Below are 14,294 nucleotides of genomic sequence, written 5' to 3' on the forward strand. Positions count from 1 at the left end.
GTGCAATTCGCGCAACTTGCGATGCGTGCGACGGCTGCGGCGCGGTAAGATCGGCGTCAGTAGCTTGATGATCGAAGCATGGTGGCCGACACGGGGGAGGCGTCATGGATCTGAAGGAACTCGACGTATTGGGAGCGGACGTCGGCGATCACTGGTACTACGCGTCGAAGGCGAGCGCGATTCGCCGGTTTCTGGGCGCGGCGGATGCGAACCGGATACTCGATGTCGGCGCGGGCTCGGGTTTCTTTTCGAAACATTTGCTCGAGCGCACGCAGGCGACGGAAGCGTGGTGTGTCGACACGAGCTACGCCGACGATACCGACGGCGAGGCGGCAGGCAAGCCCGTCCATTTTCGCCGCGCCGTCAATCGGCTCGATGCCGATCTCGTGTTGCTGATGGACGTGCTCGAGCACGTCGACGACGATGTCGGGCTGCTTGCACAATATGTGGCCGGCGTGCCGAAGGGCAGCCGCTTCCTGATCACCGTTCCCGCGTTTCAGTTCCTCTGGAGCGCGCACGACGACTTTCTCGAACACAAGCGCAGGTATACGCTCGACGGCCTCGAAGACGTCGTGCGCCGTGCGGGGCTCGAGGTCGAGCGCGGCGCTTACTACTTCGGCTTCACGTTTCCGCTCGCGGCGGCATTGCGACTGAGCGAGCGAGCGCGTCGCCAGCCACGCGAACCCGCGTCGCAACTGCGTCGACACAATCCGGTAGTCAATGGTTTGCTCAAGCTGATCTGCCGCGCCGAGTTGCCGATGTTCCGGTTCAACCGGTTGGCGGGGCTCACGGTGATTTGTGTCGCGCGCAGCGCGTGAGCGTCAGGCGGATCGTGTGGACGGACGACGGACCGGCGGGGCGTCATGTGCGTCGCAGTTCGTGTCGAATCGGTCACGCCACGTGCGCACAAAAAATTTCGGCAAGAACATGCACAAAATGCATGCGACCCGTTCTAAACCGGCCAACTCTCTGTTATAATTTTTTTCTTTCGGGGCGTAGCGCAGCCTGGTAGCGTACCTGCATGGGGTGCAGGTGGTCGGAGGTTCAAATCCTCTCGCCCCGACCAGATAAGAACCCGCGTCAGTTCAGGCTGACGCGGGTTTTTTCTTGCCCGTCGCTTTTTTGCACATCCCGGCGCGGCCCCGGTAAAATGCAAGGTTGATCCACGGAAAGCGCCGTGATTTAGCGGAAGAGGATTCCCCGAACATGACTGATCTTCGTCTTACCATGCGGTTCGCTGCAGTGCTCGCCACTGGCGCGCTCGTCGCCGGTTGCGGTACGTCGTCGCCCACGAAAGTGGACTACAAGAGCGATTCGAAATCGAAGGAAGCGTCGCTCGCAGTGCCGCCCAACATGCTCGACGAGACGGCCGATCAGCGTTCGCTGCCGCCGCAGGGCGGCGCGACTTCCCTGTCCGCGCTTCAGCAGGTCCAGCACACGGCGCCCGCGACGGATACCGTCGCGCCCGCCGTGGCCGGCATGCATATCCAGCGCGACGGCACCGAGAGCTGGCTCGTGATCGACGGCAAGAAGCCCGCCGACATCTGGCCGCAAGTGCGCCGCTTCTGGCAGGAGCAGGGCTTCCTGCTCGTCGTCGACCAGCGCGACAAGGGCGTGATGGAAACCGACTGGAACGAGACCCATCCGCAGATCAACGACGGCCTGATCCGCAGTGTGATCTCGAAAGCGATGGGCAATTCGTACGTGACGGCCGAGCGCAACAAGTACCGCACGCGCCTCGATTCGGCGCCGAACGGCGGCACCTATGTGTTCGTCAGCCAGAAGGGCATGCGCGAGGCGATCACCGGCGCGAACAACGATTCGAGCAAGTGGGAAGCGAAGCCGAACGATCCGGCGCTCGAGACGGAATACCTGAAGCGGCTGATGGCGGTGCTCGCGCAGAACGAGCAGCGTGCGAAGAACGGCGAGCCGCCGGTCGCGAACATCAACGACAACACGGTGCCGAAGGACAAGAAGGCCGATACCGACGCATCGAAGGCGGCTGCCGCGGCGATCGCTGCGCAGAACGTCGCGCGTACGTCGTCGCAAGCGAACGACGTCGACACGAGTGCGGTGCCGTCCGAAGTCACGCTCGGCGAGCCGTACGACCGGTCGTGGCTGCACGTCGGCCTCGCACTCGATCGCGCGAACTTCACGGTCGACGATCGCGATCGCACGAAGGGTCTGTATTTCGTGCGTTATGTCGATCCGAAGGATCTGAGCGCGGCCGAGCAGGGCTTCTGGAGCCAACTGTTCCACGGCAAGAAGGAAAAGCAGGCGAAGCAGTATCGCGTCAACGTGAAGGCGTTGACGGCCGACCAGACGCGTGTGGCAGTCGTCGACGATTCGGGTGCGATCGATTCGTCGTCGCCGGCCCGGCAGATCATGGGGCTGCTCGTGAATCAGCTGCGCTGATCGCGACGATCCCGCTCGTCGAACAAGCCCGCCGCCCGGCGGGCTTTTTTTATGGTCGCGCGCCGTGACGTCGGCGTGTGCGGGACCTTCGGCTGCTCCGCCTTGTGACGTTACGTAACATCCGCGCGTTACGGCGGCGGAACGGGTGTTACATCGTCATGGTCCCGAAAAATATCCTTATGGATCAATGATGTGCTTTCGAAAATGCACCTGGCACGCAAACTGCTTTATTAGTTCGAATCGTTAGGACAGGGAGGGTGGTGCCAGAGACCGGGCAGGCGTCGCGAACGCCCGACCAACGGTTTCGACGTCCCCAGATGCCGGCGCTGCGAGCGCGGGCACAACCGATGATGATCCGCGCCGCGCGCGGGTCTCGATGGCCCCGTCGCCTATCCTCGTAGGGCGACGGTTTCGCCCGCGCTTCGTATGAAGCGCGGGCAATTTTTTTGGTGGGGCCGCAATGCGAGGGCGCCGATCCGGCCTGTGCGGGATTCGGTGATTCGCAATCAATTGGAGTGGGGGCGGCGCGGTTCGCATCCGGCGAGCGCCGGTAGGGCGAGGTCGCGTTGGCGGCGTGTGAGCGTTCCGCTCACACGCCGCTCAATCGCGAAACGGACGTGGACCGGCTCGATCGGCCCGGGATTCGCGTGCCGTCGCAGCGCATGCGAGCAGGGCGGTGCGGCCGGACGCGTTGCCGGCCGCCGCGACGCGTCAGTGCGACGCGCTGGGTACGTCAAGGATCAGGATGATCGTCCAGTCGGCATCGCCGTCGTGGTGATACTGGCGTTCGGCGACGATGAACGGTTGCTGCTTGCCTTGCGGCCCGAGGAAAAGCACGTCGCCCTCCATCGGCAGGCACTCGATCGGCGGCAGCGCGAGAAAGGCGTCGTCCGAGCCGCGCGGCATCAGTTGCTTGATCTTGCGAGTGGCTGCTTCGGTCCACTCGATGTCGAGTTGAATGTTGCTCATGCTGTCCTCCGCACCGGGGTGCGCACGGGTGGAAAATTTCGGTGCGCGACTTTAGCACAGCGCGCAGGCGCCGCAACCAAAAAAGCCGAACCCGGTTGCCCGGATTCGGCTTTTCGCTTGTGCGGTGCCGCCGAACTTACTGGCTGGCAGCGTCTGCCGGAGCGGCCTTGGCGGCCTTCTTGCCAGCCTTCTTCGCTGCCTTGTGGTGAGCAGCCTTCTTGCCGTGGTGCTCTTCCTGCGCCGCCGGCTGTGCAGCCTCGGCTGCTTGCTGCTGTTGCAGTGCCTGTGCGCGCTGCTCGATCTCGGCGATCTTCGCCGGGTCGGTGATGGTCTGGATTTGCGTGCTCTCTTGCGCATACGCTGCGCCAGTCAGCGCCGACATCGCGACCAGAATAGCCAGGGACGTCTTCTTCATTGCTTTACCTCCGCTAAGTGGTGATGAACCCGAATGTTGCCGTTTTGTCTGGCGACTGCAATCGAGTGCGTGTCGAGTGTAACAAAAGTGACGGATCAATGTGCACCGGATCGAGGCACAGCGCAAGACCCCGTTGAAGTCGCGCAACACTTCGTGCATTCCGTCATGCGCATGCCATTCCGGGGCGGCACCGTCGCGTTCGCTGCCGGTGCAAGCGTTGCCATCAAAACCAGCCGAGCCATCGGTATACGTGGAACTGCGCGATGCCGATCAGTTCGTGCAATGCCTGATTCGCGTCTTCCAGGTTGTGCCAGCGGGGCAGCCAGCCCGTTTGCGCGCGCCGGCGGTTCGAATAAACGGGTTGCGGATCGATGCCGAAGCGGCGGAAATCGAGCAATGCGCGGCGCATCTGATAGGACGACGTGACGAGAATGCGCGTGTCGTCATGTTGTGAGCGTAGTATAGATGCAGTGAATTTCGCATTTTCGTAGGTGGTACGGCTGTTCGGCTCGCGGATGAGGTCGCTGGAAGCGACACCCGCCGCGACCAGCAGGCGCCCGTAGACGGCCGCCTCGGTTTCGCCGTGACGTTGCGGGTCGCCGCCCGACATCACCACGGTGCAGCGCGTGGCCTGCTGCCGGCACGTGCGGTAGAGCGCCGCGGTCGTGCGGATGCGTGCTTCCCCGTCGGGAGGCGGTCGCAGGCCGGCGTCGCTGCGCCGCGTGCCGGCTCCGATGATGATCAACGTGGTCCGGCCATGCATGTCGGCGCGCTCGACCGGCGTCACGCCTGCCTCGGTCCATGCGATGAGCGGCGCGGCGAGCCAGCCTGTCGCGAGCAGCCAGAATAGCGCGACGCTCGCGATCGCGACGAGTCGCCGCCGCTTGCGGCAGAGCATGAAACCGATGAAGAGAAGTACAAATGAATCGAACAGAATCAATTTGATTGGGGTATGGTGTCTTTTTATGGACGGCTGACGATCCGGCCCTGACGCGACGCCGAACGTCGGCCCCCAGAATCGGTGGCGGTATCGGCGGGCGGAGCTCCCGCCCGGCGCGCCGCTTCGCATTGTCGCTGCACTTTAAGAAAGAATCGAGATGACCACGTATTCCAACGAAGCGGTGCTCGACGCATTGAGACGAGTGCAGTACCGCCAGGTACCGTGGGCGCGCCGCCCGGGCGTGTTCGAGTATCTCCGGTCGCTGGGGCTGATGGACACGGTCAGGCAGAAGACCGTTGCTCCCGCACCGGGTTTCCATGCGCCGGTCGACATCGCGGTGCTGACCGACAACGGTCGTGCCGAATGCGCGCGCCTCGAGCGTGATGAGAAACTGCTTTCCTGGACCGATCGCCGTATGGACGACTACGCATTGAGCGAAGCGAGCGCCGTGGCGATTCTCGAAAGCCGCCTGTAGCGGCGCACTCCCGTTCTCGCGCGCCGGCCACCGGTGACGCAAAAAAAGCCCGTATCGCGAGGATACGGGCGTACCGGATACTTTTGCTGTTGCCACGCTATGCTCATGGCAACGAATGTGACTCGTCGCATGTCGGGCAGTTCCCGAATCCGGTAATTTTCTTTGACGAAATCCTGCGGACTACGGATGACGCGGCAGGTCGGTCGGCTGCGAGCCAGTGCGCGCGCGCGCGTTGCTGGCGATGTCGCCGCGCAAATCGCCGCGCGGCACGGTCTGCCGATTGGGCGGCGCGGCGGGCGGTTGCTGGCGAAGGGTGTTCCGATGATCCTGCTGGTGGTGAGGCGGCTTCGCGCGATCGTCCGCGCGAGCGGGGGCGGTCAGCGCCAGCGAAATGACAATGCCGCATGCGACGAGCAGTGACATTGGTTTCATGGCGGGGCTCCCTTCAAGCCACCGGCGCGGCCTGTTGATATTTCGCTAAGGTAAGCGTGGGAGTGCAGGCTTGCTGTAAATAATCGTAAATAGATGTATCGCCGCACGACAGGCGTAATCGACGGCGACGCGAGCGCCGCGCAAAAGCGCGTGGCACTGAAAGAAACCGGGCGGCCGAAGCCGCCCGATCGAGCATGCGTTACGCCATCTTCACGGGGGCGCGCCAGGATTCCGGGTTGGTCCAGAAGGCGCCGCGCAGCCGGTCGCGGCTCGGCGGTGCAGGCGGCTTCGTCGCGCTCGCCCCGATGCGCCCGCGCAGCGAGATCTGGCGGCCGCTCGTGCCGAGTCGCTTGACGATTTCGGCGAGCGTGCCGTCTGCCTGCCATTCGTCGAAGCGACGGCGGCAGGTCGGCGGCGACGGATAGCGGCCCGGCAGCTTCGACCAGCCTTCACCCGTCGACAGTACCCACAGCACGGCGTTTACCACCGAACGGGCCTCCACGCGGGGACGGCCGCGCCGTTCACTGCGTGCGGGTTCCGAGCAAAACAGACCTTCGACCAGCGCCCACTCGTTATCTCTCAAATCGTCGAACAGCATCATGTCCTCACCTCAGCGAAGCTAACTCCGGTGCGCTGCCCTGCGCCGCGCACTCTTCAAGCACTCGATCGTCGAGTGCCGGGTGGGGGCTTCCGGTTGGCCGGCAGCGGCGTTTCTGCCCTCTGTCCGACTCGACCTGCGCCCTGTACGTCAGATAAAGCACGATGTGTGCCATGTCTGAGGCGATTCCCGCGAGAGCCGCTTGGCAGCGGGCTGACGGCTAAGTCAGCTAGGGGCGTATAAGACGCCAAAATAACCCGCCAGCAAATCAGGACAATCACCAATCTTGTGCAAGTCGCCCGTGCTACGTGCGTTTGCGTCGATATTGCACCGCAGCGAAACATGTGCTGCCGGTGCCGGATTCGCACATCGAAGACGATGGCGCGCATTAAAATCGCGCATCGGTATCGACGATTGATGAGGAGAGGGGATGAACGTTACGCTGCGCCAGCTTCGCGTATTCATCGAGGTTGCGCGGCTCCGGAGCTTCAGTCGCGCGGGCGACGAGATCGGGCTCACGCAGTCCGCGGTCAGCCGTTGCGTACGCGAACTCGAGACCGAGCTCGGACTGAAGCTGATCGACCGGACGACGCGCGACGTGCAGTTGACCGACGTCGGGACGAACCTGATCGCGAGCGTGTCCCGCCTGATCGCCGATCTCGACGACACGCTGCGCGAGATTCGCGAGATCGGCGAGCAGCGGCGGGGGCGCGTGATCGTCGCTGCGAGCCCGACGATTGCGTGCCGGCTGATGCCGCGCGTCGTCGCGTCGTGCGAACGCCAGTTCCCGTTCGTCACGCTCGGCCTGCGTGACGACGTGCAGAGCGACGTCCTGCGCAAGGTGAAGTCGAGCGAAGTCGATTTCGGCGTCGTCATCGGGCCGCTCGCCGTTGCCGATCTCGTATGCGAACCGTTGATGACCGACTCGTTCTGCCTGGTCGCGCGCGCCGATCATCCGCTCGCGGCGCGGGCCGAGGTGCCGTGGACGGCGCTCGACGGCGAGCGTCTCGTGCTGCTCGACCATGCGTCCGGAAGCCGGCCGCTGATCGACGCCGCGCTGGCCGCCCATCGGGTCAATGCGACGGTCATGCAGGAGCTCGGGCATTCGGCGACGGTGTTCGGGCTCGTCGAGGCCGGCGTCGGGGTGAGCGTGCAGCCGTGGCTGTCGCTGCCGCTGCCGGCCGGATCGACACTGGTCGCGCGGCCGCTGACGCCGCGTACCGAGCGCACCGTCGAGCTGGTGCGCCGCCGCGACCGCTCGCTGTCGCCGGCCGCGCAGGCGATCTGGGAACTCGTGCGCCAGATGCCGGCGCGGGCGGAGGATCTCGACTGAAAGGGTGCGGATCGGGCGCGCACGCCGGTACACTACGCGGATCGTGTTCCTCGGTGGCGGTTCTCGATGACGCATTCCGCAGATGTCGGCCCGGCGACGGGCGAGCCGGCGGCGCGCAGCGCAGTTCAGGCGCTGCGTCCGTCGCTGATCCGGGAAGTGGCGAACGCCGGCTTCGGCGTACCCGACGTGCTGCCGTTCTGGTTCGGCGAATCCGATCGCGTGACGCCCGAATTCATTCGCGACGCGGCTGCCGCGGCACTGCGCGACGGTGCGACCTTCTACACGCACAACCTCGGCACCGTGCCGCTGCGCAACGCGATTGCGACCTATGTCGGTGCGCGTCACGGTGCGACGGCGGCCGATACGATCGCCGTGACGAGTTCGGGCGTGAGCGCGCTGATGCTGGCCGCGCAATTGCTGGTCGGCCCGGGCGACCGCGTCGTCGCCGTCACGCCGCTCTGGCCGAACCTCGTCGAGATCCCGAAGATCCTCGGTGCACAGGTCGAGTGCGTGTCGCTCCGCCATGGCGATGCGGGCTGGCGGCTCGACGTCGACCGGCTGATCGCGGCGCTGACGCCCGGCACGCGGATGCTGTTCGTCAACTCCCCGAACAATCCGACCGGCTGGGTGATGTCCCGCGACGACCAGCAGGTCGTGCTCGCGCATTGCCGGCGCCACGGCATCTGGGTGGTCGCCGACGAGGTATACGAGCGGCTCGTGTTCGGCACGGACGGCGCGCCGTCGTTCCTGGACATCGCATCGCGCGACGAGCGGGTAATCGTCGTGAATTCGTTCTCGAAGGCCTGGGCGATGACGGGCTGGCGGCTCGGATGGCTGGTCGCGCCGGCGTCGGTGATGGGCGATCTGTCGAAGCTGGTCGAGTACAACACATCGTGCGCGCCGGGTTTCATCCAGGCCGCGGGAGAAGTCGCGCTGCGTGACGGCGAGCCGTTCGTGCAGTCGTTCGTCGCGGCGCTGCGCGGTGCGCGTGACCACCTGGTCGCCGCGCTGCGCACGTTGCCGGGCGTCGACGTGCCGCCTCCGCCGGGTGCGATGTACCTGTTCCTGCGGTTGCCGGGCGCGGACGACAGTCTTGCGTTCTGCAAGTCGCTGGTGCGCGAGGCGGGGCTCGGGCTGGCGCCCGGCCGCGCGTTCGGCCCGGAGGGGGAAGGGTTCGTGCGCTGGTGCTACGCGTGCGATCCGGTGCGGCTCGAGGCAGGCGTCGAGCGCTTGCGGGCGTTCCTCGCGCGCGGCGCAGGCCTGCGTTGAAGCGGGGGCGGAGCGGGTGCGGCATGCGGGCGGCGGGCCTTTCGGCTCATCTTTACGCACCGGGCAATTTTGCGTAAGATGGCGCTCAGTCACGCGGTTCCGTCGTTGAACCGTGCTGTTCCGTCCGGTTTGGGCCTGGCTTGAAGTTGGTTCGCCGCCCCCGGTTCGTGCTCCCATCAATATGACCGATCAGAATCGGGCGAGCGCGTCTTCCGTTCCTTTCGTCTGTTTGTTGATCCGGTTCGTTTGACCACAGGGTCTGGCCTAGCTGCATGAATACCCAAGAGGCGAAGATCGTCCTCGAGACTGCTTTGATCTGCGCGCAGGAACCGCTGAAGCTCGGCGATTTGCGCAAGCTCTTTGCCGACGGCGTGTCGGCTGACACGGTCCGCACGTTGCTCGAAGATCTGAAACAGGATTGGTCCGGCCGCGGTGTCGAACTGGTGGCGCTGGCAACCGGATGGCGCTTCCAGAGCAAGCCGGCGATGCGCCATTACCTGGACCGACTGCATCCCGAGAAGCCGCCGAAATATTCGCGTGCGGTGCTCGAGACGCTCGCGATCATTGCGTATCGGCAACCCGTCACGCGTGGCGACATCGAAGAGATTCGCGGCGTCACGGTCAATACGCAGGTGGTCAAGCAGCTCGAGGATCGCGGCTGGATCGAGGTGATCGGGCATCGCGACGTGCCGGGCCGCCCGGCGCTGTACGCGACGACCAAGCAGTTCCTCGACGATCTCGGCCTGAAGGCGCTCGACGACCTGCCGGCGCTCGAGGAGCCGGCGGCGAACATCGAAGCCGCGCTGCTCGCGCAGCAGGCGATGGACTTCGACGGCGATGCGCCGGCGGCGGACGCGGTGCCGGAAGCCGGCGAGGCGGCGGCGGACGAGTCGTACGTTCGGTCGGACGAATTGCCGGGCGACGCCGCAACGGAAGGCGCGCCGACGCAGGAAATGCCGAACCGCGATACGCTGGAAGCGGATCGCGTTCAGAGCGAACAGGGCGGCGCCGAAGCAGCGCCGGCCGGCGAGCAGCCCGAGCCGCTGCACGCGGTGTGGAACGAGGAAGATCGCAAGCCGGCTGCCGACGCGGTTGCCGGAGACGGAGCGGAAGCGGCCGGCGACATGCCGGGCGAGGCTGGCCAGGCCGACGCCTCACGCTCCCGTCCTGCGGACGGCGAGTTGCTGGACGATACGTCCGACAGCCTCGCCGACGCCGTACGCAGTGCCAGCGCGCCCATCGGCGCCGACGCGCTGCCGGACGACGAAGCAGAACCCGAACAGCGCCGCGCCTGATCGCGGCCGACTTCTTGCCGCGCCCGAGTCGGGCGCGAGACCTGACATTTTGAGGTTGTTTTGACTGATATCCACGATATTGAATCGTCCGCGCCTGCCGTGCAGGCCGCGCGTGCCGACGATGCGCCGGAGCAGGACGCTCCGGCCGCGGGTGGTGACGAGCGTCCCCGCCGCGGCCTGCGGCGCGGCCCGCGCAGCCTGATCGCGCGTCGCCGCGCGGCAGCCAAGTCGAAGGGCGATGGCGAGTCGCAGGGCGGCGAGGGCGCGGAAGCGCAGCCGGCCGACGCGGCGGAAGCGCAGCCCGCACGCGCGCCGCGCAAGGAAGGTGCGGCCAAGGGTGGCCGCAAGCCGGCCGGCAAGCGCGAAGGCGCAGCCAAGGGTGCCCAGGGCGGGCAAGGCGGCCAGGGGCGACGCGGCGGTTCGGCGAAGGCCGAGGGCGGCGCGGCGAAGGCCGAAGGCGACGCAGCGTCGCAGGACGATCTGTTCGCCTATGTGACGTCGCCGGCATTCGACGCGGACAATTCGGCGGGCGGCAGCGGCGTACGTGCGCCGATGCTGCGTCGCGGCCGCAGCCAGCCGGCGAACAAGCGCGTGCTGTCGCCGGACGACGACGCGCCGAAGCTCCACAAGGTGCTCGCGGAAGCCGGCATGGGTTCGCGCCGCGAAATGGAAGAGCTGATCGTCGCCGGCCGCGTGTCGGTGAACGGTGAGCCCGCGCATATCGGCCAGCGCATCATGCCGACCGATCAGGTTCGCATCAACGGCAAGCCGGTCAAGCGCAAGCTGCCGAACAAGCCGCCGCGCGTGCTGCTGTACCACAAGCCGACCGGCGAGATCGTCAGCCACGCGGACCCGGAAGGTCGTCCGTCGGTGTTCGACCGCCTGCCGCCGATGAAGACGGCGAAATGGCTCGCGGTGGGCCGTCTCGACTTCAACACCGAAGGCCTGCTGATGCTGACGACGTCGGGCGATCTCGCGAACCGCTTCATGCATCCGCGCTACAGCGTCGAACGCGAGTACGCGGTGCGCGTCGTCGGCGAACTGTCCGAAGGGATGCGGCAGAAACTGCTGCATGGCGTCGAGCTCGATGACGGCCCGGCGAACTTCCTGCGCATCCGCGACGGCGGCGGCGAAGGCACGAACCACTGGTATCACGTTGCGCTGGCCGAAGGCCGCAACCGCGAAGTGCGCCGGATGTTCGAGGCGGCCGGCCTGATGGTGAGCCGCCTGATCCGTACGCGCCACGGTCCGATCCCGCTGCCGCGCGGCCTGAAGCGCGGCCGCTGGGAAGAGCTCGACGAGGCGCAGGTGCGCAAGCTGATGGCGACCGTCGGCCTGAAGGCGCCGTCCGAGGAAAAGGGCAAGCGCGGTGGTGCAGGGCAGGCCGAGCGCCGCCAGCCGGATCCGATGCAGACGTCGATGGGCTTCATCGGCCGCGAGCCGGTGCTGACGACGCATGGTCAGCTCGACCAGCCGCGTCGCGGTGGCGGCCGGCGCGGCGCCCCGGGCCTGCCCGGCCTGAGCGGTTACGGCAGCTTGCCGGTTTCGCCGTCGGGTTATGGCAACCGCTCGGGCGGCGGTCGCGATGTCGACGGCAATCGTGCGTCGTATGGCGCGGGCCCCAAGCGTGAAGGCGCTGGCGGCAAGCGCGGCGGCGGCAAGGGCGGCAACCGCAATCCCAACGGCAATCGCGCCGAAGGCGCCGGCAACGGCGGTGGCGGTGCGCGCGGCGGTCAGCGTCCGCAGCGCAATCGCTCGCGGGGTCGCTGAGCGTTTGCGGCGTCCGGCGGCGTGAAGCCGCCGGTGTGCCGGCGAAATCGGCACGAGTCCGGTTGGGTCGGCACCTCGCCCTGCGTGGTTTGCTTTTGACTGTATATATATCGCGCTGCCGGATTATGCCGCCTGGTCGGACAGTCCGGTTTCGCATTTTTGGTCGGTAAAGGCGGGCTGGACGCTGCTTTTACCGGCTGGCTTGGCGTTTGCGCCAAAAATCGCTATAATCGCGGAGTCGCTGGGCGTACGGATTCAATGTGCGGCTCAGGTGCGACCACCAGTAAGAAGATGGGCGTTCCGCCCATTTTTTTTTGCTGAAACGGTTAGGCATCTCGGGTAGCGCTTCCTGCGCCGGCTAAGGCGCGCGCCCGCGGGTGAATCGCGAGCGGCGGGCGCGAACACCTGAGAGGACACTGTGCAACTGACGGAACTGATAGAAACCACGGTCACCGGGCTCGGCTACGAGCTGGTGGATCTCGAGCGCACCGGGCGCGGCATGCTTTGCATCTACATCGATCAGCCTGCCGGCATCTCGCTCGAAGATTGCGAAAAGGTCACGCGTCAGCTCCAGCACGTCTTGACGGTCGAAAACATCGATTACGAACGGCTCGAAGTCTCGTCCCCGGGGCTCGACCGCCCGTTGAAGAAGCTGGCCGACTTCGAGCGCTTCGCCGGCAGCGAAGTTTCCGTGACCTTGAAAAAGCCGCTGGACGGGCGCAAGACGTACCGGGGCATTCTGCACGCGCCGAATGGCGAAACGATCGGTTTGGAATTTGAGAGGAAGAAGGGCGAGGCAGCCATGCTGGATTTCACGCTGGCCGATATCGACAAAGCCCGCCTGATTCCGCAAGTTGACTTTAGGAGCCGCAAATAATGAGTCGCGAAGTGTTGATGCTGGTGGATGCGCTGGCGCGCGAGAAAAACGTCGACAAGGATGTGGTGCTGGGCGCCCTCGAGGCCGCGCTCGCTTCCGCTTCCAAGAAGCTGTTCGACGAAGGCGCCGAAATCCGCGTCCATATCGATCGCGAAAGCGGCGAGCACGAAACCTTCCGTCGCTGGCTCGTCGTGCCCGACGAGGCAGGCTTGCAGGAGCCGGATCGCGAGATCCTGCTGTTCGAAGCACGTGAGCAGAAGCCCGACGTCGAAGTCGGCGAATTCATCGAGGAGCCGGTGCCGTCGATCGAGTTCGGCCGTATCGGCGCGCAGGCCGCGAAGCAGGTGATCCTGCAGAAGGTGCGCGATGCCGAACGCGAGCAGATCCTGAACGACTACCTCGAGCGCGGCGAAAAGATCATGACCGGCACGGTGAAGCGCCTCGACAAGGGCAACTTCATCGTCGAATCGGGCCGTGTCGAAGCGCTGCTGCGCCGCGACCAGCTGATCCCGAAGGAAAACCTGCGCGTGGGCGACCGCGTGCGTGCCTACATCGCGAAGGTCGACCGCACCGCGCGCGGCCCGCAGATCGAACTCTCGCGCACGGCGCCCGAGTTCCTGATGAAGCTGTTCGAGATGGAAGTGCCGGAAATCGAGCAGGGCCTGCTCGAGATCAAGGCAGCCGCTCGCGATCCGGGCGTGCGCGCGAAGATCGGCGTGATCGCCTACGACAAGCGGATCGATCCGATCGGCACCTGCGTCGGCATCCGCGGTTCCCGCGTGCAGGCCGTGCGCAACGAGCTCGGTGGCGAAAACATCGACATCGTGCTATGGTCCGAGGATCCCGCCCAGTTCGTGATCGGCGCGCTCGCGCCGGCAGCCGTCCAGTCGATCGTCGTCGATGAAGAAAAGCACTCGATGGACGTCGTCGTCGACGAAAACGAGCTGGCTGTCGCGATCGGCCGCAGCGGTCAGAACGTTCGCCTTGCCAGCGAACTGACCGGCTGGCAGATCAACATCATGACGCCGGACGAATCCGCCCTGAAGCAGGGTGAAGAGCGCGACCGACTGCGTTCGCTGTTCATGGCGCGTCTCGACGTCGACGAAGAAGTTGCCGACATCCTGATCGACGAAGGCTTCACGAGCCTCGAAGAGATCGCGTACGTGCCGCTCAACGAAATGCTCGAAATCGAGGCGTTCGACGAGGACACCGTGCACGAACTGCGCAACCGCGCACGCGACGCACTGTTGACGATGGCGATCGCGAACGAAGAAAAGGTTGAAAATGCAGCGCTGGATTTGAAGGGCCTCGACGGCATCACGCCGGAGTTGCTCGCGAAGCTGGCCGAACACGGCATGCAGACGCGCGACGATGTCGCCGAGCTGGCCGTGGATGAACTGGTCGATATGACCGGGATGGAAGAGGATGCCGCTAAGGCGTTGATCATGAAAGCACGTGAACACTGGTTCCAGTGAGAAATGACCATGGCGCACTGATTTGATGGCG

13 protein-coding genes, 1 tRNA gene and 1 pseudogene are annotated in these 14,294 nt (G+C 65.5%); 10 read left to right on the forward strand and 5 right to left on the reverse strand.

Features of this window, described 5'->3' with window-relative positions:
- Positions 1 to 104 precede the first annotated feature (104 nt).
- The 3 genes from DID98_RS27520 (at position 105) to bamC (ending at position 2,415) form a co-directional block, all read left to right on the forward strand.
- A complete protein-coding gene (locus tag DID98_RS27520) occupies positions 105 to 818 on the forward strand; it encodes a methyltransferase domain-containing protein (RefSeq protein WP_124488894.1) in 714 nt (237 codons plus the stop codon).
- 171 nt (positions 819 to 989) lie between these two features.
- Positions 990 to 1,066 (forward strand) — tRNA-Pro (locus DID98_RS27525).
- A 140-nt stretch (positions 1,067 to 1,206) separates the two neighbouring features.
- Positions 1,207 to 2,415: an outer membrane protein assembly factor BamC gene (gene bamC / locus DID98_RS27530; protein WP_044846042.1), complete on the forward strand. Its 1,209-nt coding sequence runs from the start codon at positions 1,207 to 1,209 to the stop codon at positions 2,413 to 2,415.
- A 711-nt stretch (positions 2,416 to 3,126) separates the two neighbouring features.
- Here bamC and DID98_RS27535 read toward each other — a convergent pair.
- From DID98_RS27535 to DID98_RS27545, 3 genes are all read right to left on the reverse strand, one after another.
- A complete protein-coding gene (locus DID98_RS27535) occupies positions 3,127 to 3,384 on the reverse strand; it encodes a hypothetical protein (RefSeq protein WP_006486090.1) in 258 nt (85 codons plus the stop codon).
- A 136-nt stretch (positions 3,385 to 3,520) separates the two neighbouring features.
- The gene (locus tag DID98_RS27540; RefSeq protein ID WP_059608570.1) at positions 3,521 to 3,799 is read right to left on the reverse strand and encodes a hypothetical protein; all 279 of its coding nucleotides are present in this window, start codon (positions 3,797 to 3,799) and stop codon (positions 3,521 to 3,523) included.
- Between the two features lie 223 nt (positions 3,800 to 4,022).
- Positions 4,023 to 4,739 (reverse strand): YdcF family protein, encoded by a 717-nt coding sequence (locus tag DID98_RS27545; protein ID WP_124571735.1) that lies wholly within the window; start codon positions 4,737 to 4,739, stop codon positions 4,023 to 4,025.
- A gap of 157 nt (positions 4,740 to 4,896) precedes the next feature.
- On the opposite strand from DID98_RS27545, the gene DID98_RS27550 reads away from it, so the two are divergent.
- The gene (locus tag DID98_RS27550; RefSeq protein WP_044846039.1) at positions 4,897 to 5,214 is read left to right on the forward strand and encodes a hypothetical protein; all 318 of its coding nucleotides are present in this window, start codon (positions 4,897 to 4,899) and stop codon (positions 5,212 to 5,214) included.
- Between the two features lie 180 nt (positions 5,215 to 5,394).
- Here DID98_RS27550 and DID98_RS27555 read toward each other — a convergent pair whose 3' ends face one another.
- Together DID98_RS27555 and DID98_RS27560 are read right to left on the reverse strand one after the other, a co-directional pair.
- Positions 5,395 to 5,646: a hypothetical protein gene (locus tag DID98_RS27555; RefSeq protein WP_124488897.1), complete on the reverse strand. Its 252-nt coding sequence runs from the start codon at positions 5,644 to 5,646 to the stop codon at positions 5,395 to 5,397.
- A 202-nt stretch (positions 5,647 to 5,848) separates the two neighbouring features.
- Positions 5,849 to 6,244: pseudogene (locus DID98_RS27560) on the reverse strand (transposase); the annotation flags it as partial.
- Between the two features lie 430 nt (positions 6,245 to 6,674).
- Between DID98_RS27560 and DID98_RS27565 the strand changes: the two are divergent.
- The 6 genes from DID98_RS27565 (at position 6,675) to nusA (ending at position 14,263) form a co-directional block, all read left to right on the forward strand.
- Positions 6,675 to 7,577 carry a LysR family transcriptional regulator gene (locus DID98_RS27565; protein ID WP_124488898.1) on the forward strand — a complete coding sequence of 301 codons (903 nt, stop codon included), beginning with the start codon at positions 6,675 to 6,677 and terminating at the stop codon, positions 7,575 to 7,577.
- 66 nt (positions 7,578 to 7,643) lie between these two features.
- Positions 7,644 to 8,846 (forward strand): pyridoxal phosphate-dependent aminotransferase, encoded by a 1,203-nt coding sequence (locus DID98_RS27570; protein WP_124571736.1) that lies wholly within the window; start codon positions 7,644 to 7,646, stop codon positions 8,844 to 8,846.
- Between the two features lie 272 nt (positions 8,847 to 9,118).
- Positions 9,119 to 10,141, forward strand: coding sequence for an SMC-Scp complex subunit ScpB (gene scpB / locus DID98_RS27575; RefSeq protein WP_124571737.1), 1,023 nt, complete (start codon positions 9,119 to 9,121; stop codon positions 10,139 to 10,141).
- 60 nt (positions 10,142 to 10,201) lie between these two features.
- Positions 10,202 to 11,911, forward strand: a complete 1,710-nt coding sequence (gene rluB / locus DID98_RS27580) for a 23S rRNA pseudouridine(2605) synthase RluB (protein WP_124522554.1) — start codon at positions 10,202 to 10,204, stop codon at positions 11,909 to 11,911.
- Between the two features lie 418 nt (positions 11,912 to 12,329).
- Positions 12,330 to 12,788: a ribosome maturation factor RimP gene (gene rimP, locus DID98_RS27585; protein WP_014897219.1), complete on the forward strand. Its 459-nt coding sequence runs from the start codon at positions 12,330 to 12,332 to the stop codon at positions 12,786 to 12,788.
- A complete protein-coding gene (gene nusA, locus DID98_RS27590; RefSeq protein ID WP_044846033.1) occupies positions 12,788 to 14,263 on the forward strand; it encodes a transcription termination factor NusA in 1,476 nt (491 codons plus the stop codon). Before rimP ends, nusA begins: the two co-directional genes overlap by 1 nt.
- Positions 14,264 to 14,294 lie beyond the last annotated feature (31 nt).

The sequence above is a fragment of the Burkholderia sp. Bp8984 genome (assembly GCF_003853755.1).
Taxonomy (GTDB): Bacteria; Pseudomonadota; Gammaproteobacteria; order Burkholderiales; family Burkholderiaceae; genus Burkholderia.

What these genes read in the sequence shown, in the direction of transcription:
- DID98_RS27520 (WP_124488894.1), top strand. Translation starts at nt 105, where the DNA reads ATGGATCTGAAGGAACTCGACGTATTGGGAGCGGACGTCGGCGATCAC.
- bamC (WP_044846042.1), top strand. Translation starts at nt 1,207, where the DNA reads ATGACTGATCTTCGTCTTACCATGCGGTTCGCTGCAGTGCTCGCCACT.
- DID98_RS27535 (WP_006486090.1), bottom strand. Translation starts at nt 3,384, where the DNA reads ATGAGCAACATTCAACTCGACATCGAGTGGACCGAAGCAGCCACTCGC.
- DID98_RS27540 (WP_059608570.1), bottom strand. Translation starts at nt 3,799, where the DNA reads ATGAAGAAGACGTCCCTGGCTATTCTGGTCGCGATGTCGGCGCTGACT.
- DID98_RS27550 (WP_044846039.1), top strand. Translation starts at nt 4,897, where the DNA reads ATGACCACGTATTCCAACGAAGCGGTGCTCGACGCATTGAGACGAGTG.
- DID98_RS27555 (WP_124488897.1), bottom strand. Translation starts at nt 5,646, where the DNA reads ATGAAACCAATGTCACTGCTCGTCGCATGCGGCATTGTCATTTCGCTG.
- DID98_RS27565 (WP_124488898.1), top strand. Translation starts at nt 6,675, where the DNA reads ATGAACGTTACGCTGCGCCAGCTTCGCGTATTCATCGAGGTTGCGCGG.
- DID98_RS27570 (WP_124571736.1), top strand. Translation starts at nt 7,644, where the DNA reads ATGACGCATTCCGCAGATGTCGGCCCGGCGACGGGCGAGCCGGCGGCG.
- scpB (WP_124571737.1), top strand. Translation starts at nt 9,119, where the DNA reads ATGAATACCCAAGAGGCGAAGATCGTCCTCGAGACTGCTTTGATCTGC.
- nusA (WP_044846033.1), top strand. Translation starts at nt 12,788, where the DNA reads ATGAGTCGCGAAGTGTTGATGCTGGTGGATGCGCTGGCGCGCGAGAAA.